This window comes from Peribacillus sp. FSL R5-0717 (assembly GCF_038002945.1).
In the GTDB taxonomy this organism is placed as follows: Bacteria; Bacillota; Bacilli; order Bacillales; family DSM-1321; genus Peribacillus; species Peribacillus frigoritolerans.
This window is the reverse complement of the sequence record NZ_JBBOOF010000001.1, coordinates 4,030,204-4,051,995: the sequence shown is the minus strand read 5'-3', so window position 1 is coordinate 4,051,995 and position 21,792 is coordinate 4,030,204. Positions and strand designations below refer to the sequence as shown.

The following is a 21,792-nucleotide window of genomic DNA, read 5'->3' as shown; positions in this document are numbered from 1 at the left end:
TAAAGCCCAAACAAAAAAGGGACCCATCTGAGTCCCCCTTATTCCAAGCTCGTTTTCACCACTGTCATTCCGCCAACATATCGTTCGTAAGCCTATCCCTTCGATATAAACCCCCGCCGCGCAAACTAAATAATGCATACTCACCAATTTCTCAAATGATTCTTATCTCTTTCGCGACCTTTTCTTTGGATTGAGCCAACCTTTCTTTACAAAAAATAAAAACATCATCAAGGCAATACCGCCCATCGTTCCAAGAATGAGGAAATAGCCATAATGCCAATTTAATTCCGGCATATATTCAAAATTCATCCCATATACGCCCACTATGAAGGTCAGCGGCATGAAAATAGTAGTGATGACAGTCAATGTCATCATCGTTGAATTCATATTATTAGAGTTCACAGACAAATAGCTATCACGGATATCGGACGAAAAATCTCGATACGATTCAAGCATTTCAGTCAATTTAAGAAGATGATCGTACACATCATTAAAATATAGATGCTGATCTTTCAAGTAATTCAGACGCTCCGATGAAATCATTCTATACAATAAATCACGCATCGGCAATATGGTCCGACGGAGCCTGGACATATCTGTACGTAAATCGAAAAGCTGATCCATCAATTCGTTAATCGTGTCATTTTCAGTATTTTCCTCAATGCTAGCCAATTCGCTTTCAATTTTATAAACAGGCGGGAAGAACTCATCGACGATCCTGTCAATTATCCTATGCATCAAGAAAAAGGGACTTTGCTTCAACATTTTATTACCGGCAATTTCTCCCCATACCTTTTCCAGTTCAAGCATATCTTCCTTATGAAAACTGACTATCCATTTTTCACCAACAAACATATCCAATTCCACTGCTTTAAATACCTTCTCCCTTAAAGCATGAATCACAAGAAATTGGTAGCCTTCATAAAAATCCATTTTGGGACGTTGATTAAAATCATCCAGGCAATCTTCAATTGCCAGCGGATGAAAGTGAAAATGATTGGTTAAAAGTTCGATTTCCTTGTTTGTGGGATTGGAAAAATCCACCCAGTACCACTCGATATCCGGATTATTCATTTCCGTTAGCGGTAAATCAAAACTGATTTCTTGATTAGAAGTAATTGCGCAAGTCCTTATCAAATGTATCAACCCTCAAAATTTTCTTATCATACATTATACCTTTATTTCATTAATCTCAAAAAGTTTTCTCCCCCTCCAAACTAAATGATAAAATAGGATGAATGAGTCAAACATAGTACATAAATTCATGTAGGTAGATAAGGGAGGATATTCATAGATGGAACATTTAATAAACCCTCTAGTAAAAGACGTACAAATATCAGGAATCCGCAAATTCTACAATATGGTCGCTGATATCGAAGGCACCATTTCCTTAACGATAGGACAGCCTGACTTTCCAACTCCAACGCATATTAAAGAAGCGGCAAAAAAAGCCATCGATAATGACTATACCGTTTATACTCACAATGCGGGCTATCTGGAATTAAGGGAAGCCGCTTCAAATTATGTAAAAGATAAATACAAGCTTGACTATGATCCCGCGAATGAAGTGATCGTGACCTCTGGTGCCAGCGAAGGCATAGACATTGCCTTTCGGACGATCCTCATCCCAGGGAACGAAGTAATATTACCTGGTCCGGTATATCCGGGATACGAACCCATCATTAAGATGTGCGGCGCAACACCTGTTTATGCCGATACAACAAAAAATGGATTTCGTTTGACGGCAGATATACTTGAAAAGTACATAACTGAAAACACTCGGTGCATCGTTCTGCCCTATCCATCGAATCCTACCGGGGTTACATTAACTGCCGAAGAATTATTGGACATTGCCGAACTTGTTAGGGGCAAGGACATCTTCATATTGGCTGATGAGATATACAGTGAGCTGGTATTCGATCAGGAGCATGTTTCGATTGCCACTTTCTTAAAAGAACAAACCATCGTCTTGAACGGATTGTCCAAGTCCCATTCCATGACCGGGTGGAGGATTGGCCTTCTGTTTGCGCCTGCAGCCATCTCTCAGCATCTCCTGAAGGTTCACCAATACAATGTGACATGTGCCGCATCCATATCGCAGAGAGCTGCCTTGGAAGCATTGACGGCAGGCAGAAATGATGCAATACCCATGAAGACTGAGTATGCACGGAGACGGGAATACGTGTACAGTCGCTTACAAGCGATGAAACTGGAAATAGTCAAACCAAATGGTGCCTTTTACTTCTTTATAAAGCTGCCTGAAGGCTATGCCTCTTCCCTTGACTTTTGCCTTAAGCTTGTTCAACAGGAAAAAGTGGCAGTGGTCCCTGGAGATGCCTTTTCTCCCCTTGGCGAAGGGTACTTCAGGATATCTTATGCCTATTCCATGGAGACCCTGGAAAAGGCCTTGGACCGTATTGAAGCTTTTTTAGCTAAAAAGTAATCGCAAAAAAATAGTGGCCTTCAATTGAATGGTCAATTGAAGGCCACTTTCCAATTTTCAAGGATGTCAGGCTACCTAAGGTTTTTCACCTTGCCGCCAACTAATACAATCTTCGTAAAAAACGAATTTCCCTATATCCTTCTTCCTTATTTGTCGTGGTAAGGCTCACTTCAACGATGGACCCAAGTAAATCAGCCATCACTTCTTCAAATTCCTTTGCGGAGCGCGGCTTTGAAAAGCCTAAGCTCTTCAATTCGCGCATCAGTATCTGAAAACCGGCATTCGTTTCGATATGACTGAATTTCACCGGCAAGATTAGCGGACTTTCATTCATTAATTTCAAATCCCAACGAATGGGCTTTGTTTGATGAATGGTTTTTTCTCGTTTAAAACCTTCAACCCTTACAATATATCGACCATCTTCCAATTCCTGGAATTTCATATTGATATCATCGAATTCGCCCATAGCTTTCACCCCTTTTTGTAAAGGCTGTCGCTATCAGCTTATTCATGATAAAGAAATGCTAGCACTTAATTATAATGTTTATATAATGCCTGTGTACCGCTATTTTCTTCGCCAGCTTCTGCCAGCCCCTCATACAGGGATTTGCTCAGGCTTAATCCAGGAGCGTCCATTCCCATTCTTTCCGCTTCATCAAGTGCAATCTTCATATCCTTGATAAAATGCTTGATATAAAAACCAGGTTCAAAATCCCCTTCAACCATCCGCGGTACGAGATTGGACAATGACCAGCTCCCGGCAGACCCCGATGATATGCTTTTTAATACCCGGTCCGGATCCAACCCCGCCTTTTTGGCATAGGAAATCGCTTCAGTCACTCCGATCATATTGGATGCAATGGCGATTTGATTGCACATTTTCGTATGCTGTCCTGAGCCAGCCGGGCCTTGATGGACAACATTGCTGCCAAGGATATCAAAAATGGGCCGGACCGCTTCAAATGCTTCACTAGACCCGCCGGCCATGATCGTGAGCTTTGCATCACGAGCACCGATATCTCCACCGGAAACCGGTGCATCCAATGATTCCATGCCCCTTTTCTTCGCTTCCTCTGCTATCTTCACTGCCAAAGTTGGAGTCGAGGTCGTCATATCGATTAAATAAGTTCCTTGTTTCCCGTTCTCGATAAGGCCATTTTCCCCAAGATAGATTTCCTCCACATCACTAGGGTATCCCACCATGGAAATGATTACATTAGCTTTTTGCGCAATTTCCTTTGGAGCAGCTGCCCACTTCGCTCCCTGTGAGAGCAGTTCACTTGCCTTATCTTTCGTCCTTGTATAAACAAATACCTCATACCCCGCCTTAAGCAGATGTGCGGCCATGCTTTTTCCCATAACTCCTAAACCAATGAAGCCGATCACTTTGTTCGATTGCATCAATGCAGATTCCTCCCAATCATTTTGTTTCAAAAAAAACTTAAATGGACTTTATCATTCCTCCGTCAACTAAATAGGACTGCCCCGTTATATATGTATTAGCACCTGAAACAAGGAAAGTAACGAACTTTGCAAATTCTTCGGGTTCCCCATAACGCCCAAGAGGGATTTTGTTAATGGATTGTTCAGTCATCTCCTCAGGAGTGACGCCTTGTTTCTCTGCATTCATCTTATCAAGGTGCTGAACGCGATCCGTTGCGATTCTTCCTGGACCGACTGTATTGATCAAAATCCTGTCTGGTGCTAATTCTGAAGCTAACGTCTTCGACAAACCAACGATTGCCGTCCGGAATGTATTAGATAATATTAGTCCTGGAATCGGTTCCTTAATGGATGAAGAAGCAATATTAACGATTTTCCCGCCTTGTTTTTTTAAATGTGGCAAGCTCTCACGGATCGTCCTTATGAAGCTTAGTAAATTAAGTTCAAAAGATTGTTGCCATTCTTCATCATTGAAATCTGAAAAAGAACCTCCTGGAGGACCTCCGGCATTATTAATAAGAATATCGATACCGCCGAATTCTTCAGCGGTTTGCGCAACCAGGCTTTTAATATCTTCAGCTTTTGTTATATCCGTTACCATATAAGAAACTTTACCCGTCCCAAGCTGCGATAATTCCCTTTGTACGGCGGCTAGCTTTTCTCCATCACGGCTGGCTAGCATGACATTTGCTCCTTCTTTAACCAATTCGGCTGCCATAGCCTTCCCCAAACCTTGACTTGAAGCTAAAATCAAGGCATTTTTCTTTTCCAAATGTAATTCCATATCATATCTAACCTCCATATTCTTAAAAATATAATTCCATTATATCGTTATAACCGTAAAGTGAAAAATCTGAATAATCATTCTTATGATTTTTTATTTGCAAAAAAAATAGCCGGCTGGATAACCAACCGGCTTCAAAGGGGGAAATGAGAATGTCAGCTGCCCTAAAAGAGCTAAACAACTGTGCTTGCTTTTTATTTACCCCCATTTTGGTGCAATAAACCATTTTTTCTTTAAAGTACAAGAATTACAGGACAGCACCCCATCCGAAGGTTCTAATGGATGGGGTGCTGTTTTCCTGATTTAATTATTTCTTCAAAGCGTTAACAACCGCTTCTTTCACATTATCATTCGTGTCCAGCCCTAGAACTTCCTGAGATAGTTTTTTCATTTCTTCAAGCGAAAGTTGGCTAATTAAAGAACGTGCTTTTAAAATCGAAGTGGCACTCATTGAGAATTCATCAAGGCCCAATCCGATTAAAATCGGGATGGCCACTTCATCTCCAGCCATTTCCCCGCACATTCCGGCCCATTTCCCTTCTTTATGAGCTGCATCTATGACCATTTTAACCAAGCGTAAAATCGCTGGATTGTATGGTTGATATAAATAAGATACTCTCTCATTCATTCGGTCAGCGGCCATCGTATACTGAATCAAGTCATTAGTGCCTATGCTGAAGAAATCGACTTCCTTAGCAAATATATCCGCCATCACTGCAGTTGAAGGGATTTCAACCATGATTCCGACTTCAATCTTTTCGGCAACTTGAATACCATTATCAAGCAATTCCTGCCTGACTTCAGCCAAGACGGCTTTAGCTTCGCGGAATTCAGCCAGTGTTGCAATCATCGGGAACATGATCTTCAAATCCCCGTAAATGCTTGCACGAAGCAGGGCACGCAGCTGGGTCCGGAAAATCTCCTGCTCATTTAAGCAAAGGCGAATCGCACGGTAGCCAAGGAAAGGGTTCATTTCCTTAGGAAGTTCTAAATAAGGCAACTCCTTGTCTCCGCCTATATCAAGCGTTCTGACGACTACAGGCTTCCCTGACATTCCTTCCAGCACAGCTTTGTATGCCTCGAACTGTTCTTCTTCACTTGGAAAGTCATTTCTGCCCATATAAAGAAATTCCGTACGATATAACCCGATGCCTTCACCGCCATTTTGATGTACGCCCTCCAGATCTTTCGGCGTGCCAATATTGGCTGCCAATTCCACATGGTGGCCATCATTCGTAACGGTTTTTTCATGAACAAGTTTCGCCCACTCAGCTTTTTGCCTGGCATAGGCTTCCTGCTCCTCTTCGTAGCGTTTCACGAGTTCAGGAGTGGGATTGATGTGGACTTCACCCTTTAACCCGTCAATTATGACCAAGTCACCATTTTCAATGGAAGAGGTCACTGACTTCGCTCCAACGACTGCTGGAATTTCCAATGAACGGGCCATTATGGCTGAATGGGATGTACGTCCACCGATATCGGTCGTGAATCCTTTAACATATGCCGGATTCAACTGTGCTGTATCGGATGGAGTCAAATCCTCCGCAATGATGATCACTTCTTCAGCAATCATGCTAGGATTAGGAATATGAACACCTAAAAGATGTGACAGCACCCGTTTCGTGACGTCACGGATATCCGCTGCTCTTTCCTTCATGTATTCATTATCCATTTGTTCAAACATCGTAATGAACATGCTTGCGGTTTCATTTAAAGAAAACTCAGCGTTGACGTTTTCTGATTGTATTTTATCCTGAATTGGAGTGATAAGTTCCGGATCAGCCAAAACAAGCAGGTGCGCGTCAAAGATTGCGGCTTTATCGGCCCCTAGATCCTTTTCGGCTTTATCCCTGATTATTTCCAATTCATTTGTTGACTTTTGAATAGCTTCCTTAAAACGGGATATTTCAGCCCCAACATCTTCTATGCTTCTTTTTACAATCGATAAATCTGGCTCAGTCAGTCGATAGGCTTTAGCGATGGCTATTCCGTTTGAAGCTGCTATTCCACTAATCAAAGTGGACATTATTCTGCTAATCCTTCTCTGTTCAACGTTTCAGCAAGTGTGTTCAATGCATCATTTTCATCGCTTCCTTCAGCAGAAATCGTAATTTCCGCACCTTTGCCGATACCTAGGGACATTACACCCATAATGGACTTAAGGTTCACTTTTTTCTCTTTATATGCAAGGTTTATTTCTGAATCAAATTTTCCTGCAGCTTGTACTAGCAATGTTGCCGGACGCGCGTGAATTCCTGTTTCTGCAGTTACTGTAAATGTTTTTTCTACCATATAGATCAATCTCCTTTAAGATAAATTAACAAAAATAGGTTATGTAAGGGGTTTTCTCTATCCAAATGAAAAAAGAAATGCCCTTTTCCTTATCAGGATAGCATTATCATTCCCAACAAACAAACCAAAACTATTGGTACCTACAAAATAGTACAAAAATATAGATGGAACTGCAACTATTACTTTTCAGATTCTTCAATGATTAAATGGACAGCTGTGCATTTTTGGTAAAAAAAGCCCTGAAACTCAGCATAATGAAAAGGACCACCGTTAATGAAACGCTTCCGAGAATTCCAATCAGAATCGCAATCTGGTACTCAATAGCAATTAGCGGGCTTATCCCCGAAATGATTTGCCCTGTCATCATTCCTGGAAGGAAGATAATCCCCATCCCGAGCATATTGTTCAAAGTCGGGAGCACAGCCGAGTCGAATGCAGCATCCACATATTTCTTCACAGCCCTCGCTGGAGTCGCTCCAAGCATCAACATCGCTTCTACCTTTTCACGATTACCGCTTATCCCTTCATGGAGGTTCTTAAGCGCCAATGTCACTCCGGTCATGGCATTCCCCACGATCATCCCTGCAATTGGAATGAAGTACCTCGGCTCATACCATGGCGTGAAATGAATCACGACCACATTAAAATAAAACAAGGCAGCCATGGGACCTGACAACATACTTAAGATAACGATCCTTTTGATTTTCTTATTAAGAGTATGGGATACTTGCTTAAAAATATTATGGATGGAAAATAGGGCCATCGCACATAAAAATCCTAAAGAAAGTAATGGGTGGGGATTTTCAAAGATATATGTCAAAACATATCCTGCGAGAATGAGTTGGACAGTCATCCGCACCGTGGCGAGCATGATTTGCTTTTCCCGTGTAATCCCGCGCCACTTCACGATTATGAGCAGAATCACTACAAACACGTAGGCCGCACAAAGACGCCAGAACTCAATATCTATTATCCCATTCGACTCCATTAATAGTCACTCTCCTTCGCCTTTTTCAGAACGATCCTATGCTCAGCACACATGTCCGCCAGTTGTTTTGAATGGGTTATCATGATGACGGTTCCTTTTTCCCGCTTCACTCCTTCTAAAAAACGCCCCATGACCGTCAGCTCGGCTTCCTCATCAAGAGCTGAAGTCGGCTCATCCAATAAATACACGTCGGGGTTCAATAAAAGTAACCTCGCCAGTGCCAGTCTCTGTTTCTCCCCGCCAGAAAGATATTCCGCACCCTCGTCTAAGGACTTCTGTAACTGGACCGTTTCAAGTGCTTTAACCAATTCTTCTTTATCCTTTTTTTCCCGTTCCGTCAATTCCAGGCCAATCTGAAGATTTTCTTCAATCGTACCCGGTAAAGTGAATGGTGCCTGAGAAAGCATTGTGACTTTACGCCGGAGCTCTATCGGGTTGAATTCATCCAGCAACTGATCCTGATAATAAATCGAACCGCTATCCGGGTCATCCATCCTGTTCAATAATCGTAGCAGTGAGGTTTTTCCTGAACCGCTTTCCCCAGTCAAACAAGTAACCATACACGCCGGTATTTCCAAATCATCAATATTCAAAATTCCTTTATATTTAATATTTTCTAGCCTGAATATCATTTTACCCTCCTGCATCCCTTACTCCACGATATCATTATAAGAAACTATCCTGATATGGGGTAGCGATGCATGTAAAGATTTTCATTTTCTTTCGCATTTTTATAGGTTAGTATTATTCCTGCCGAATATATCCATGACGGACGTGGAAAACACCTTAATAAATGGAGGGACTTATCATGAACGGAAATTCCTTTTTACATTCTTACCTGAATGTTTTTCTCCTTACTGCACTTTGCCTGATCACGTTGTCTGGCTGCCAGGCAGCTTCAGATAACGTGATCAATCAATCCAAACAGGAAGATTCACTTTCCAACGAAGACATCCGTTCCAGTGCGGATTCTTCAAATGAAGAAAAAGGCAAGACATTCACTGCCGAGATCATCAAAGTTATTGACGGAGATACAGTAAAAATCAAAATGACTAATGGAAATCAAGAAACGGTCAGGCTCCTGTTGATAGATACTCCAGAAACCGTGCACCCATCCAAGCCTGTTCAGCCTTTTGGACCTGAAGCAAGCAAGTTTGCCAAGGAACTCATGCCTTCGGGCTCTAAAGTGGAAGTAGAAACCGGCATAGGTGAAAGAGATAAATACGGCCGGCTGCTGGCCTATTTTTATGTAGATGGTAAAATGGTGAATAAACTCCTGCTGGAAAAAGGACTGGCGAGGGTAGCCTATGTTTATGCACCGAACACGAAATACCTTGATGAATTGGAAAATATTCAAAAACAAGCCCAACAAGACGAAATCGGTATTTGGTCAATTGAAAACTATGCAACTTCAAAAGGGTTCGATGATTCGAAGTCAAAAGAAGCATCCGCGGAAAAGCCCACTGGCTCTTGCAATAACCCGCAAATTAAAGGGAATATAAATTCCAAAGGCAATAAAATTTATCACATTCCTTCGGGCCAATATTACGAAATAACTAAACCAGAAGAAATGTTTTGTACTGAAAAAGACGCACAGGATGCTGGATTCAGAAAATCGCAAAGTTAACAAATACATTGGTTTTATTAAAAAAAGATCGAGTTGATTTCAAAAATCCGCTCCCCTTCCGCCGACTGTCTGCCAAGCCTCCTCGGCATAAACGCCTGCGGGGTCTCGGCCAGCCAGTTATTCGGTTGGTGTGTAGCAAATTTCTCCATCCATTAATTAGTACAGGAAAAAAAACATGAAGGATATACTAGTCTTATATAGGGTTCGGAATAAGACGAGCCAGCTATTTTTTCTTTTAAAACACAAAGTTGATTGGAACGGAAGGACGAAACTCCTGCGGGAAAAGCGTGGCAAGGGGGGACCCCCGCGGGCGTGCCGAGGAGGCTCTCGGAACGCCCGCGGAAAGCGAGTGCCTGAAGTGGAAATTTGAATTTTACACCGCCTCAAAAAAACTGCGGACAAAAGGATTTCTATCTTTCAAAACAAAGTTGATTGGAATGGAAGGTACGGAAAAGCGCGTCTAAGGGAGACCCAACAGGCTTAAAGAGCGCCGCGGGGCTCCCGGAACACCCGCGGAAAGCGAGTGCCTGAAGTGGAAATCTAAATTTTACACCGCCTCAAAAAACTGTGGACAAAAGGATTTCTATCTTTTAAAACAAAGTTGATTGGAACGTAAGGTACGAGACTCCTGCGGAAAAAGCGTGGCAAGGGAGACCCCGCAGGCGCGCCGAGGAGGCTCCCTGACCGCCCGCGGAAAGCGAGTGCCTGAAGTGGAAATCTAAATTTTACACCGCCTCAAAAAATCTGCGTACAAAAGGATTTCTATGTTTTAAAACAAAGTTGATTGGAACGTAAGGTACGAGACTCCTGCGGGAAAAGCGCGTCTAAGGGAGACCCCGCAGGCGCGCCGAGGAGGCTCCCTGACCGCCCGCGGAAAGCGAGTGCCTGAAGTGGAAATCTAAATTTTACACCGCCTCAAAAAATCTGCGGACAAAAGGATTTCTATGTTTTAAAACAAAGTTAATTGGAACGTAAGGTACGAGACTCCTGCGGGAAAAGCGCGTCTAAGGGAGACCCCGCAGGCGCGCCGAGGAGGCTCCCTGACCGCCCGCGGAAAGCGAGTGCCTGAAGTGGAAATCTAAATTTTATACCACCTCAAAAAAAACTGTGGACAAAAGGATTTCTATGTTTTAAAACAAAGTTGATTGGAACGTAAGGTACGAGACTCCTGCAGGAAAAGCGGTCTAAGGGGGACCCCCGCAGGCTTGCCGAGGAGGCTCCCAGATGATGAAGTGGAAATCAAAGTTGAACTATAAAATATATCCTTGTTTTAAATGAGGCCATTCCAAACTACCCTTGTCGACAAACGGAACATGATGTTTCGGCACATCCAATCTTAGGATGTGTTTTTTCATTTGGTCCCACACACTCAATATTTCCTTAATTATCCTTTTCTCATCAAAAAGGTTCTCTTAGCTCCTTTAAAACCCACTTGTTATTACCGCCATTTTTCGGTTATGCCATTTGGTTTTATCCGATCGATTTATTTATGGTAGAAGCACCCGGGAATACAGGAAAGTGCACTTTCTAAAGGTGACTTGCTTAATGAAAGATTTCTCAGCGCTAACGGAAGAATTCACCCCGATGATTCATCATATTATCCGCTCACTTTCCATCTATAAAAATAAGGAAGAATATTTTCAAGTAGGCTTGATCGCTTTATGGGAGTCATTAGGGAATTTCAATGAGGAATATGGACAATTCTCCAACTATGCCTATACGGTAATCAAAGGCAAAATTCTGAACGAATTAAAGCATCATCATAAATATGAAATCCGTACCGAACCTTTTGATTCCTTCCTATTAGAGATGATTAAAGATCCTTTTTCAATGCATGAAGAGGCCTTTGCGATCGAAAATATATTAACCTATACGGAAGGATTGACACTGAATCAGCAACGGTGGCTTTTACAGACATACCTTGAAAATAAAACCGTGACTGAAATAGCTGAGATATATCAAGTTACTGCTGCAGCCGTCAAATCATGGAGAAAGTCCGCCTTAAATAAATTAAGGAAACAATTGATTTTTCCATTATAAATAATTTGGGGCGGCTCAATCATGAGCCACCCCAAATTATACATCCATCAACTTCTTGCTTCTTCTAAATACGTATAAATTATCACACCGTTATGTTGAGCATTCCCCCGAAAATGTTTAAAGTCATCCCGATTAACAAGAACCTCACGAAAAGCTAAAAATTCTTCTTTTGTTATCCGGAACTCTTCCATTTCCCGATTTGCCAATTTATCGAGTACTTCTTTCGCTTCCTCTGCATTCATATATTATCCTCCTTAATTATCGAATGTTCCATCATTTTCAGACAGGAGAAATTCCGCTTTCATTTTAACATAAACTTGCCACTTCATATAAATCGGAATTTTTTGTTGCCCACTTACTACATTATTCTTTACGAATGCTTTAAAATAGTGCAAACTGTATATTAAAATATCATAATGTAAAATGATTGGCATTTTTTGTACATATAATTACATACTGGTACGCATAACTGCGTTTGCAAGATATACCAAATTATGCCACATCTTTACAACGCTCCATTACAAGAATCGTACCTCCTTTTAAAAGTTTAGCTTACTGTACCGACATAAGAGATAACTAATTCACTAATTCTCTTACTAGCACTTCCCACGTCAAAATCTAAACGGCAAGATGTTCGAATAATCCAATTACTCCATTGTTACTTTTTGATCATTGGAAACAAAATGGGAAAGGATGATTACCATGAAGAAAGCGGAAGTTGGAAATATCATTGAATTTAGAGAAGGCTTAAAAGGAATCGTCGAGAAAGTGAACGAGAACTCAGTAATCGTGGACGTCACGTATATGGAAAATTATCGTGATTTGGAGCTTGAACAAAAAACAGTCGTAAACCATAAAAATTATAAAATCATAGGATAATTCAATTTATCAAACGGGATGGTTACTAGATGACCATTCCGTTTTTCACTTTTTAGCAATCGTCCCATTCGATTCCCCCGCTTTTTGTAACCATTTCCATTTCATGCCGTCTAATTCATTAAAGGGAAAAGCACCTGTATGTGATGCAGGAATATCCAGTTTGAAATTTCTATCAGAAAGAGGAGGGAAACACATGACTTGTTGGACACGTTATATTGGCTGTGTCACATTCGCCGCTTTTCTGCTGACTGGCTGCGGTACGGCCACAGACGAAAATGCAGATGAGCCACAGGAAGATTCAATAAAAGAGGAGAACGGAGGAAACACTTCTCAAAGAGGCAATCGTAATAAAATAAGACTGATGGAGCAAAACCTGCAGTATACAATGAACGGGGAAGCAAAAGAAAAAACAGCATTCCTAAAAAAAAGCGATAATCAACCGTTCAGCCTCTATGTTTTGCAACAATTCAGGTTAAGTACCGAAGAACCAGGAAAAGATATTGTGTTCCTGATTGAAGATGACTCCATTTATATGAGAATCGAATTGTTGAAGGCCGATGTCAGTTGGGATGAGGTGGAAGAAAATGTTCAAGACCAGCTGAAAAGCATTTCAAAAACGATTAGGGATCCTTCACTCGATATCAAGAGCGGCACAGGATTTGAAGTGGAAAGTGGGGATGATGTCATCACTTCCATATTGCTCAAGGATGAAAAAGCCCCCGTCCGCTTAACTATGTTCACGAAAAAAGATAAAGATTACCGGGATGCTTTTCTAGAGATGGCTAAGACGCTGATGAAAGGGTGACCACTGATTTCCCCATGGTACGGAGGGCTAGGGGCAGGCCCCCCATTCTCCATTACTCCTTGCCTGCCTTGCTCTTCCAGACCAGCACTAAAAAAAGGAGGCTTATGTATCCAAAAACCGGATAAATATATCCTAGTAACCTTCCATATCCGAATTCACTAATGACTAAAGCTATTAAAAAGATCACCGCTATGATCAGCATGCTTGGCAATTTAATATAACTGCTGATTTGCCTCTGTAAGCCATATATGTTTCCGATGACCGATGTGAATATCTCTCCGTATATCACCAAAATGAACATCCAATACAACTGACCCGCAGCAGTTCTCATAATAACTGCTGAAGGGATTTCATAACGATTCACGTCAGGAAGTGTCATAAGTGAAAAATGCCCCGTCAATAAAATGATGGTCAGGAATATCCCTCCAAGAATTGCTCCATGCTTAATGACCTTCTCATCTCGAACTTCATACGCAACCGGAACCAGCACAGCCTGTGCCAAAGCAAGATTAAAGGCTGTGTAGGCAAAGGGGGACAAAATCATTTTCACGGTGATCACTTCATCCGGAACTTTTGTAAGGGTCTTAAAGAAATCCCCATTTCCTAAAGTCGAGAAAAAAAGAATCACGCTAAAGCAGATCATGATTGGTACAACAAACGAGTTCACAGTGAAAACACCGCGCATGCCCATCATCAGGACCAAGGATGCCAGGATGATCGTAGACCAACTTCCTATACTTTTAGGCACGCCAAGTTGTTCTTCAAAAACGGCTCCAGAACCCGAAATCATGACAGCCGTCACCCCTAACAGCATGATTAGGAAAAAGAAGTTGATGATTCCCGCTATTTTCTTCCCAAAAAGAAATTGATTGAACTCCTCATACGAAGATGCTCTGATCCTTGCGGAAATGAGCATGATTTTCGTCCCAGTAAAAATGAAAATATAACCTGCTATTAAAATCCCGATAAAGCCATAAAAACCATAACGGGTAAAAAACTCGACAATCTCTTTTCCAGTTGCAAATCCTGCACCGACGACTGTGCCTACATAAACCGCTGCAATCTGAAAACTCCCTGACCATCTTGACAGCATACTCTCCCCTCCTCCCTACATTTATATGTAAGGAAGGGACATTTAAGACAAGCCGGGCAATATTCCTTTCGTCGGCTGTTTTTTTCCTCGGTTTCTTTCTCTCACAGTGCAGTCTGAAACCCTGCATTTCACTTTGAAGCATCATTCCGAATGCATGAATATTAAAAAGACGCTTGGAATAATCTCCAAGCGTTCAGACTGTATACTAATTAATAAACATACCAGTTGGTTCCAGAAATTCGCTCCCTTTCCGCCGACTGTCTTTCATGCCGCATCATTGCATGCACCTCGGCAGGAGTGTGGCAAATTTCTTCAATCCAATAAGGTTTCTTTCTATATAAAAAAGTGTTCATGAAGGATAACCAAGTCTTCTTTTATAATCATGGTTCGGAGTTAGACCATTTCATAATGCCTTATCATCAACAGTGGAGAGCCATTCGTCTATCACCTTCACAACGGACTGTACAGTTCCGTCAACAAACGGGGATTTCAGATTCGCAGATTCAACGAGATCAAGGAAGGACTTGCTGCCTCCAAGTTGGCACAGATTCAAATAATCCTCCCAAGCCGTTTCATCTTTTTCAGTCGACCTTTTCCAGAATTGGAAAGCACAAATCTGGGCCAATGTATAGTCGATATAATAAAAGGGTGATTGATAAATGTGGCTTTGCCGCTGCCAATACCCGCCATGCTCCAAGAATTCATTTCCTTCATAATCGCGATGCGGCAAATATTCCATCTCGATCTTACGCCAAGCCTGCTTTCTTTCAACGGGGGAGGCATTAGGATTTTCATAGACAAAATGCTGAAATTCATCAACAGCTACCCCATACGGGAGGAATATGAGGGCACCGCTTAAATGGGAAAACTTATATTTTTCCGTATCTTCCTTGAAAAATAGCTCCATCCATGGCCAAGTTAAAAATTCCATGCTCATCGAATGGATTTCACATGCTTCATATGTAGGCCAATAATATTCAGGAATATCAAGATCACGGCTGCGATAAACTTGGAATGCATGACCTGCCTCATGTGTCAAAACATCAATATCCCCGGAAGTACCATTGAAATTAGAAAAGATGAATGGAGCTTTATAGTCTTCTATAAAAGTACAGTAGCCACCGCTTTCTTTTCCTTTTTTCGCCACAAGGTCCATCAGGTCATTATCAATCATATAGTTGAAAAACTGATTCGTTTCAGGCGATAGTTCCTGGTACATCCTTTTCCCATTTTCGATGATCCACTCAGCATCGCCTTTTGGAATGGCATTACCCGTTCTGAAATGAAAATTCTCATCATAATAGTTCAGCTTCTCCAATCCAAGACGTTCCCGCTGCCGTTCCTTCAGCCGGGTGACAAGCGGTACCACTTCCTCTTTCACCTGCTTGCGGAATGCAGCAACCATATCAGCATCATAATCAGTCCTTGTCATTCGATAATACCCAAGTTCCACGAAATTCCCATATCCCAGCGCTGTCGAAATCCCATTCCTCACCTTGACAAGTTCATCGAATATACGATCCAATTCCTCCTGCTTTTCTTCAAAGAAACCGTAATATGCCTCACTTGCATTTTTCCTTAACTCACGGTCCGAGGACTCCATAAAAGGCTGAAGCTGCGCAAGCGTTAATTCTTTTCCATCGAAGCGAATTTTTGCAGAGGCAATTAATTGTGAATACTCACTTGATAATTTATTTTCTTTTTGCAGCTGTGGTATGATTTCGGGCGAAAAGGTTTTGAGTTGGGCCTCTGCCAGGTCAAATAGTTGAGTTCCCCATTTCTCCTCAAGCTCCTTACGGAATTTCGAGCGAACGAGATCTTTGTAAAATTTTGAGGTCAATTCTTCCATTTCAGGGGAGAAGTCATCTAAGTAATCATTCTCCGCTTTATAAAAAACATCATTGGTATCTATGGAATGCCGGATATAGACTAAATTAAACATCGTACCTACATAATTTCGTATTCCGTTTATTTCTTCCATGGCTTTTATTTGTGCATCGGCATTTGCAGCATCCGTAAACTTTTCCAAAGCTTTCATGAACCGGGTTTTAATTTCATCCATTTCAGGCCGCTTATATTCATACTCATTAAATTTCATATGTAAACTCCCTTTCGAATATAAAACAATTTTTCTGTATAACCAGTGTGACGTTATCCAATCGAATTCGTTTCCAAGTAACATTCACCATTATCACGGTTGTCGTAATGTAATTTAATTCGCCATAGCTTATTAAAAACCTTTTTATGTCGCTAAAACAAATTCATGTTTTATCAGACATAAAAAAACAGCACCTGCAGTCAAATCCAGGTGCTGGTTCTTTAGCTAATTTTGAGCGGAATACCCAATCTTTTTAAGCAATTCGATCACGGTCGCCTTTTCATCTTGCGTAAGTACACTCATGATATCATCGATTCTTTTTTCATGCTCAGGAAATACTCCTTCTATAAAGGCCTTTCCTTTATCGGTTATCTTTGCAAAGGTTACACGGCGATCCTCTTTACATGCTATGCGCTGCAGATATTCCTTCTGTTCAAGTTTATCCACGACATAGGTAATGCTGCCGCTGGCTAGCAGGATTTTTCCGCCTATTTGCTGAAGAGGCTGATCCCCTTTATGATAAAGCAATTCCAGTACTGCAAACTCAGTTGGATTCAAACCCTCTTCAGCTATATGTTTATTAACCACATCATTAATGGATCGATGAGCTCTAGACATCACAATGAACAGTTTCAAAGACTGTTGGATGTTATTATTCTCCATAACTTCACAACCTTAAAAATTTTTAATTAAAATATCTTGAATTAAAAGTTATTATATGACATTAAGGATTTTTTGTCAATCTGCCCTGTTAGTATGCACTATTGTTTAATCAATCATTTTGATATACTTGAAAAAAAAGTTAAAGTAGTGACAAACATGAAAACAAGGCATAAATTCACCACATACCTACTTATTGTTATTTTACCATTAATTTTTCTCTCTATCATTTATTGGATGCATTTAGAACGTTCCCTTCAAAAAGAAAGACAGGAACAAGCTGAATGGGCGGGAACGGTTTATCAAGAATACATAGATCAAGTTATAAGGGAAACGAAGGAAAACCTTGAGCTGCTTAGCCTTAGCAGTTCCGTGCTTTATATGGATGATAAAAAAACCGAACTTCTTATGAACTGGATCAAAGATACAGATTCCAGGTATGCCGGAGTATATTGGCTAAATCGCGACGGTGTTTCCATTTCGGGTACGAATAAGAATTTCCATCATTACCATTTAATCGAAAAAAATGATATAGAACGTGCAGTAAAAACTCAAAAAGCAGTTGTAGCAGGAACAAAGGAGCTTTATAACGCTCATTTTAATTATTTTTCCATTTTTGCTCCCATACTGGATCAAGATAAAAAAGTGCAAGGGTTTTTATTGGCACATATCAGGCTGGATCATATGGAAAAAATATTGAAAATGCTCAGCCCTGGTCATACCTTTATATTGGAAACAAAGGACAAAACCCGAATTTTAGATATAAATGCCGAGGGATTCAATGGACATTCAACATGGGTGGATGTTCCTTTGACCGAAGTCGATTGGAAACTGTCCGTCAAAGTGCCTGACAAGGTTAACACTAATAACATGAATGTTTTTTTAATGCTTGTCTTTTTCACCTTCTTTATTACTCACATGATTTATATCATCATGGAGGAACTGATCGTTCGCAGGCATGCCAAAAAACAAAAATTACTAAACGAAAGCCAAAAAATAGATTTTGTCGGTACATTGGCTGCAAGTACTGCACATGAAATAAAAAACCCACTTACCGGCATAAAGGGGCTAGTTCAGTTACTGGTTGAAAAACACCCTGAGGAGCAAGATCAGTTCTATTACTCTGTCATCATGAAGGAAATTGAACGGATCAATAGCATCGTCAGCGAATTTTTGATTTTAGGAAAGCCAACGGTACAAACTTTATCCTTATATGATATTCGCAGTATCATTGCTGAATTGAGACCAATAATAGAATCAGAAGCACGTCACTTCAATATTGAAGTGGAATGGAATATCATAAAGGAGCCAATCCTGGTTCATTGTACAAAGGATCAACTCAAACAAGTCATTCTCAACATTGCCAAAAACGGTTTCGAGGCCATGGAAGTTGGGAAAAAGTTAAGGATTCGAATTCACCATGAAAATGAATCGGCTAAAATCATGATCATCGATAACGGGCAAGGACTGACTGAAAAAGATATAGGGAAAGTGTTCGATCCCTTCTATACATCGAAAAAAGAAGGAACGGGATTAGGGCTATTTGTGTGTAAACGAATCATTGAATCTTTTAACGGCACCATCGAGTTTTCAAGTAAACCTCTGGTCGGTACAACCGTTACAATCAGCTTGCCGCTTATAAAAGACCACACTTAGCAATACTTTGAAGAGTTATCGATTTTTTCATGAAGACTAGTAACGATCCCGATTTATTTAAAGGTGTCATGAATACGGTGCATGCTTATTGAATCTATTTATGGAATAGGTAAAAATCTTAATAAGGAAGAAGGATATATACAGATGGGAAGTATCGCTGCCATTAAAACAAAAACGCAAAAACAAGATATGACTCTGAAAATCATGATCATCATAGGCATATGCCATTTAATGAATGATTCTCTTCAGGCCGTCGTACCGGCCATGTTCCCAATCCTCGAAAAATCAATGTCGCTTTCATATACACAGCTTGGAATGATTGCATTCTGCCTGAATATCGTCTCATCGCTCCTGCAACCGGCAGTTGGGTTTTATACGGATAAAAAACCGTTTCCATATGCATTGCCCATTGGGTTGACCAGTACTTTAATCGGGGTCATCATTCTCGCAATTGCCCCAAACTATACCATTATCCTTGGTGCAGTCATCCTGATGGGCTTAGGGTCGGCCATATTCCATCCGGAAGGCTCCAGGGTTGCCTACATGGCAGGCGGACCAAAGAGAGGCCTGGCACAATCCATTTATCAGGTCGGCGGGAATAGCGGGCAGGCACTTGCCCCACTCATCACAGCCATCGTACTTGTTCCATTTGGTCAAAAGGGCGCACTCTGGTTTGCCCTGGTTGCCTTAATGGCCGTTATCCTACTGCTGTATATTGCCAATTGGTATTCCCAAAAATTAGTTCACTTCCAGCCTAAAAAGCTTGCTGCAAAAATAATCAATAAAGAGCGGTCCCATAAAGTGGCCAAAGCCCTGGTTTTGATTTTATTCATAATCTTTGCCCGTTCCTGGTATGTATCGTGCATGACGAACTTTTATAGTTTTTATTTGATCGAACAGTATTCATTCACGATAAAAGCCGCACAATTTTTCCTATTTGCCTTTTTGGCAGCTGGTGCTGTTGGTACTTTTTTCGGAGGCCCGCTTGCTGATAGATTCGGACGTAAAAACATCATTTTCTTTTCTTTCGCTGCCAGCATGCCAATAACCGCACTTTTACCATTCGTACCTCCTACAGCCGCTTTTATCTTATTATTGATAGCGGGATTCATTATTATGAGCAGTTTTTCCGTCACGGTAATATACGCACAGGAATTGGTCCCGGGAAAAGTCGGTACGATGGCAGGCTTGACCGTAGGTTTAGCCTTCGGAATGGGTGCCATTGGATCCGTTTCATTGGGAGCCATTGCAGATATAATTGGAATTGAATCCATGATTAAACTAGTGGGATTCCTGCCATTACTGGGGATCATCAGCATATTGCTACCGTCTGATCTAACATTGAAAAAATGGTATGCAGAAGATTGATGCAAAATGGTTTTTTCCAGGAACATATTCTTTATGTCTAAATACAATGAATTATTGTTTCACCCAAAAATTCGCAAAGAAGTAACGATAAGTACCTTACAAAGGAGAAATTTATGAGTGGAGTTTTATTAGGAAGCATCCTATCTGCCATGTCTACAGGGTTTGGTGCGTTACCGATCTTGTTCATTCAAGGTTCAATCACACATCGATTCAGAGACACGCTACTGGCATTTACCGCTGGAATCATGATGGCTGCTTCGTTATTGAGCCTGATCCCGGAGTCTCTGGCCACCGGAGGGTATATTCAGCTGGTAATTGGGGTTTTTCTCGGGGTAATGACATTAACGATCATGGAACAAAACATTCCTCATATCGATCTCAGCCATACGAAAAGTGGTATTCAGTTCGATGAAAAGGCCTTGCTCATCATCACTGCCATTACACTCCATAATATTCCTGAGGGGCTTTCTGTCGGGGTCAGTTACGCCTCTGATACAGCTGATACAGGTAACTTGATCGCTTTTGCCATCGGCCTGCAAAATGCTCCGGAAGGCTTACTGGTCGCCTTGTTTTTAATTAATCAAAAAATCGGTAAACTCACAGCATTCCTGATTGCAACCTTAACCGGCACCATCGAAATAATTACAGGCTTACTGGGTTATTATTTAACCTCTTACATTGGGTTCCTGGTTCCTTACGGCCTAGCTTTCGCCGCCGGGGCCATGCTTTTCATCGTTTATAAGGAACTGATTCCCGAAAGCCATGGGGATGGTAATGAACGCACATCCACCTATTCCTTCATTATCGGCCTTTTGTTCATGGTCATATTATTGGAAATTTTATAATTGCGGTACTTCCATGGCTGGCTCCATCAAGTGAGTCAGCTCTTACTTTTTATTTATCATGTAATCCATTCAGAAAAATTAAGACTTCTAAAACAATCCTATGCACGAAGGACACCTTCTGGTGACCTCCCCTCGATATATACCCCAAATCCAAAGGAAATTCAAAAGATATATTCTTGTTTATATAAGTCTTTCTTTATTTGTTTTCAGATATGATTCATTTCACCAGAAATCACACAAAGTTGATTGTCTCTTGCCTGCTAATATAAAAAGTCAAGGCATTCAGTTCCTTCTAAAAGGAAATGTCTTCATTAAAGGGCTGCTGTACAATAACAACCATTTCATCTCGCTTATTTCTCACTTCCACTGATGAATGATGTTGAAGGATCAGATACTCATTTATAAGTTTGTCAAGCTGCTCACTTTGGCGAAGGGTATACTCATGGCCAAGTCCATACATTTTCGCCAACTCCATCATTTCCCAACGCTTCATTCGAATCTCAGAACAAATTTCCGTTGCACACCTAGAATTCATAACTACATTCACTACTCCTGCCCTTTTAAAGTTACATTATAATAAAGAAGTATTACAAAATATGCCTTATATGTAAATAGATTCGCAAAAAAAGACAAAACTTCTTAAATTGCGATATGGCTTGGTCCATCAGCAGACAGGATATGACGGAAATTCCTAAGCATAAGCATCATATATTGATCAGGAAGATTTCATATGAAGCCAGCTCCGAAAATCGCTTTGAAAGATTCCCCTAT

Annotated in this window: 21 protein-coding genes; 8 read left to right on the top strand and 13 right to left on the bottom strand. The window is 41.0% G+C overall.

The window, feature by feature from the left end; genetic code table 11:
• Positions 1–162: 162 nt before the first annotated feature.
• Positions 163–1,146, bottom strand: coding sequence for a magnesium/cobalt transporter CorA (gene corA, locus NYE65_RS19560; protein ID WP_328178329.1), 984 nt, complete (start codon positions 1,144–1,146; stop codon positions 163–165).
• Between the two features lie 148 nt (positions 1,147–1,294).
• On the opposite strand from corA, the gene NYE65_RS19555 reads away from it, so the two are divergent.
• Complete coding sequence (locus tag NYE65_RS19555) at positions 1,295–2,443, top strand: aminotransferase A (protein ID WP_340861496.1); 1,149 nt, start codon at positions 1,295–1,297, stop codon at positions 2,441–2,443.
• A gap of 100 nt (positions 2,444–2,543) precedes the next feature.
• On the opposite strand, the gene NYE65_RS19550 is transcribed toward NYE65_RS19555, so the two are convergent.
• From NYE65_RS19550 to NYE65_RS19520, 7 genes are all read right to left on the bottom strand, one after another.
• Positions 2,544–2,909 carry a hypothetical protein gene (locus NYE65_RS19550; protein ID WP_340861495.1) on the bottom strand — a complete coding sequence of 122 codons (366 nt, stop codon included), beginning with the start codon at positions 2,907–2,909 and terminating at the stop codon, positions 2,544–2,546.
• A gap of 65 nt (positions 2,910–2,974) precedes the next feature.
• Positions 2,975–3,877: an NAD(P)-dependent oxidoreductase gene (locus NYE65_RS19545; protein WP_340861494.1), complete on the bottom strand. Its 903-nt coding sequence runs from the start codon at positions 3,875–3,877 to the stop codon at positions 2,975–2,977.
• 7 nt (positions 3,878–3,884) lie between these two features.
• Positions 3,885–4,670 carry an SDR family oxidoreductase gene (locus tag NYE65_RS19540; RefSeq protein ID WP_048678207.1) on the bottom strand — a complete coding sequence of 262 codons (786 nt, stop codon included), beginning with the start codon at positions 4,668–4,670 and terminating at the stop codon, positions 3,885–3,887.
• Between the two features lie 307 nt (positions 4,671–4,977).
• The gene (gene ptsP, locus NYE65_RS19535) at positions 4,978–6,696 is read right to left on the bottom strand and encodes a phosphoenolpyruvate--protein phosphotransferase (RefSeq protein WP_048678209.1); all 1,719 of its coding nucleotides are present in this window, start codon (positions 6,694–6,696) and stop codon (positions 4,978–4,980) included.
• Positions 6,696–6,962 (bottom strand): phosphocarrier protein HPr, encoded by a 267-nt coding sequence (locus tag NYE65_RS19530; RefSeq protein WP_034314127.1) that lies wholly within the window; start codon positions 6,960–6,962, stop codon positions 6,696–6,698. Before NYE65_RS19530 ends, ptsP begins: the two co-directional genes overlap by 1 nt.
• Positions 6,963–7,164: 202 nt before the next feature.
• Positions 7,165–7,950, bottom strand: a complete 786-nt coding sequence (locus NYE65_RS19525) for an ABC transporter permease (RefSeq protein ID WP_098184715.1) — start codon at positions 7,948–7,950, stop codon at positions 7,165–7,167.
• The gene (locus tag NYE65_RS19520) at positions 7,950–8,579 is read right to left on the bottom strand and encodes an ABC transporter ATP-binding protein (RefSeq protein WP_098936706.1); all 630 of its coding nucleotides are present in this window, start codon (positions 8,577–8,579) and stop codon (positions 7,950–7,952) included. The genes NYE65_RS19525 and NYE65_RS19520 overlap by 1 nt, the downstream gene beginning before the upstream one ends.
• Positions 8,580–8,758: 179 nt before the next feature.
• On the opposite strand from NYE65_RS19520, the gene NYE65_RS19515 reads away from it, so the two are divergent.
• Positions 8,759–9,577, top strand: a complete 819-nt coding sequence (locus NYE65_RS19515; protein ID WP_340861493.1) for a thermonuclease family protein — start codon at positions 8,759–8,761, stop codon at positions 9,575–9,577.
• Between the two features lie 1,545 nt (positions 9,578–11,122).
• The gene (locus NYE65_RS19510; RefSeq protein WP_063576960.1) at positions 11,123–11,617 is read left to right on the top strand and encodes a sigma-70 family RNA polymerase sigma factor; all 495 of its coding nucleotides are present in this window, start codon (positions 11,123–11,125) and stop codon (positions 11,615–11,617) included.
• Positions 11,618–11,664: 47 nt separating this feature from the next.
• Here NYE65_RS19510 and NYE65_RS19505 read toward each other — a convergent pair whose 3' ends face one another.
• Positions 11,665–11,859, bottom strand: coding sequence for a hypothetical protein (locus NYE65_RS19505; RefSeq protein WP_048678216.1), 195 nt, complete (start codon positions 11,857–11,859; stop codon positions 11,665–11,667).
• Positions 11,860–12,319: 460 nt separating this feature from the next.
• Here NYE65_RS19505 and NYE65_RS19500 point away from each other — a divergent pair, with 460 nt between their 5' ends.
• Positions 12,320–12,496 carry a YkvS family protein gene (locus NYE65_RS19500; RefSeq protein ID WP_064505160.1) on the top strand — a complete coding sequence of 59 codons (177 nt, stop codon included), beginning with the start codon at positions 12,320–12,322 and terminating at the stop codon, positions 12,494–12,496.
• A 193-nt stretch (positions 12,497–12,689) separates the two neighbouring features.
• A complete protein-coding gene (locus NYE65_RS19495; protein ID WP_340861492.1) occupies positions 12,690–13,301 on the top strand; it encodes a hypothetical protein in 612 nt (203 codons plus the stop codon).
• Between the two features lie 52 nt (positions 13,302–13,353).
• On the opposite strand, the gene NYE65_RS19490 is transcribed toward NYE65_RS19495, so the two are convergent.
• The 3 genes from NYE65_RS19490 to NYE65_RS19480 form a co-directional block, all read right to left on the bottom strand.
• Positions 13,354–14,394 (bottom strand): YkvI family membrane protein, encoded by a 1,041-nt coding sequence (locus NYE65_RS19490; RefSeq protein ID WP_063576963.1) that lies wholly within the window; start codon positions 14,392–14,394, stop codon positions 13,354–13,356.
• Between the two features lie 403 nt (positions 14,395–14,797).
• Positions 14,798–16,492 carry a M3 family oligoendopeptidase gene (locus NYE65_RS19485; protein WP_340861491.1) on the bottom strand — a complete coding sequence of 565 codons (1,695 nt, stop codon included), beginning with the start codon at positions 16,490–16,492 and terminating at the stop codon, positions 14,798–14,800.
• A gap of 225 nt (positions 16,493–16,717) precedes the next feature.
• Positions 16,718–17,155, bottom strand: a complete 438-nt coding sequence (locus NYE65_RS19480; RefSeq protein ID WP_034314147.1) for a MarR family winged helix-turn-helix transcriptional regulator — start codon at positions 17,153–17,155, stop codon at positions 16,718–16,720.
• A 156-nt stretch (positions 17,156–17,311) separates the two neighbouring features.
• Here NYE65_RS19480 and NYE65_RS19475 point away from each other — a divergent pair, with 156 nt between their 5' ends.
• The 3 genes from NYE65_RS19475 to NYE65_RS19465 all read left to right on the top strand — a co-directional run bounded on the left by NYE65_RS19475 (position 17,312) and on the right by NYE65_RS19465 (position 21,021).
• Positions 17,312–18,808: an ATP-binding protein gene (locus NYE65_RS19475; protein WP_340861490.1), complete on the top strand. Its 1,497-nt coding sequence runs from the start codon at positions 17,312–17,314 to the stop codon at positions 18,806–18,808.
• Between the two features lie 144 nt (positions 18,809–18,952).
• Entirely contained in the window at positions 18,953–20,176 is a 1,224-nt protein-coding gene (locus NYE65_RS19470; protein WP_063577806.1) for an MFS transporter, read from the top strand.
• Between the two features lie 113 nt (positions 20,177–20,289).
• Positions 20,290–21,021 carry a ZIP family metal transporter gene (locus NYE65_RS19465; protein ID WP_034314151.1) on the top strand — a complete coding sequence of 244 codons (732 nt, stop codon included), beginning with the start codon at positions 20,290–20,292 and terminating at the stop codon, positions 21,019–21,021.
• 292 nt (positions 21,022–21,313) lie between these two features.
• Here the strand turns inward: NYE65_RS19465 and NYE65_RS19460 are convergent, their stop codons facing one another.
• The gene (locus tag NYE65_RS19460; RefSeq protein ID WP_034314155.1) at positions 21,314–21,556 is read right to left on the bottom strand and encodes an aspartyl-phosphate phosphatase Spo0E family protein; all 243 of its coding nucleotides are present in this window, start codon (positions 21,554–21,556) and stop codon (positions 21,314–21,316) included.
• Between the last annotated feature and the right edge of the window lie 236 nt (positions 21,557–21,792).

Coding starts and splice junctions, on each gene's coding strand:
- NYE65_RS19555 (WP_340861496.1), top strand. CDS start 1,295: ATGGAACATTTAATAAACCCTCTAGTAAAAGACGTACAAATATCAGGA.
- NYE65_RS19550 (WP_340861495.1), bottom strand. CDS start 2,909: ATGGGCGAATTCGATGATATCAATATGAAATTCCAGGAATTGGAAGAT.
- NYE65_RS19540 (WP_048678207.1), bottom strand. CDS start 4,670: ATGGAATTACATTTGGAAAAGAAAAATGCCTTGATTTTAGCTTCAAGT.
- ptsP (WP_048678209.1), bottom strand. CDS start 6,696: ATGTCCACTTTGATTAGTGGAATAGCAGCTTCAAACGGAATAGCCATC.
- NYE65_RS19530 (WP_034314127.1), bottom strand. CDS start 6,962: ATGGTAGAAAAAACATTTACAGTAACTGCAGAAACAGGAATTCACGCG.
- NYE65_RS19525 (WP_098184715.1), bottom strand. CDS start 7,950: ATGGAGTCGAATGGGATAATAGATATTGAGTTCTGGCGTCTTTGTGCG.
- NYE65_RS19515 (WP_340861493.1), top strand. CDS start 8,759: ATGAACGGAAATTCCTTTTTACATTCTTACCTGAATGTTTTTCTCCTT.
- NYE65_RS19510 (WP_063576960.1), top strand. CDS start 11,123: ATGAAAGATTTCTCAGCGCTAACGGAAGAATTCACCCCGATGATTCAT.
- NYE65_RS19505 (WP_048678216.1), bottom strand. CDS start 11,859: ATGAATGCAGAGGAAGCGAAAGAAGTACTCGATAAATTGGCAAATCGG.
- NYE65_RS19500 (WP_064505160.1), top strand. CDS start 12,320: ATGAAGAAAGCGGAAGTTGGAAATATCATTGAATTTAGAGAAGGCTTA.
- NYE65_RS19495 (WP_340861492.1), top strand. CDS start 12,690: ATGACTTGTTGGACACGTTATATTGGCTGTGTCACATTCGCCGCTTTT.
- NYE65_RS19490 (WP_063576963.1), bottom strand. CDS start 14,394: ATGCTGTCAAGATGGTCAGGGAGTTTTCAGATTGCAGCGGTTTATGTA.
- NYE65_RS19485 (WP_340861491.1), bottom strand. CDS start 16,492: ATGAAATTTAATGAGTATGAATATAAGCGGCCTGAAATGGATGAAATT.
- NYE65_RS19480 (WP_034314147.1), bottom strand. CDS start 17,155: ATGGAGAATAATAACATCCAACAGTCTTTGAAACTGTTCATTGTGATG.
- NYE65_RS19475 (WP_340861490.1), top strand. CDS start 17,312: ATGAAAACAAGGCATAAATTCACCACATACCTACTTATTGTTATTTTA.
- NYE65_RS19470 (WP_063577806.1), top strand. CDS start 18,953: ATGGGAAGTATCGCTGCCATTAAAACAAAAACGCAAAAACAAGATATG.
- NYE65_RS19465 (WP_034314151.1), top strand. CDS start 20,290: ATGAGTGGAGTTTTATTAGGAAGCATCCTATCTGCCATGTCTACAGGG.
- NYE65_RS19460 (WP_034314155.1), bottom strand. CDS start 21,556: ATGAATTCTAGGTGTGCAACGGAAATTTGTTCTGAGATTCGAATGAAG.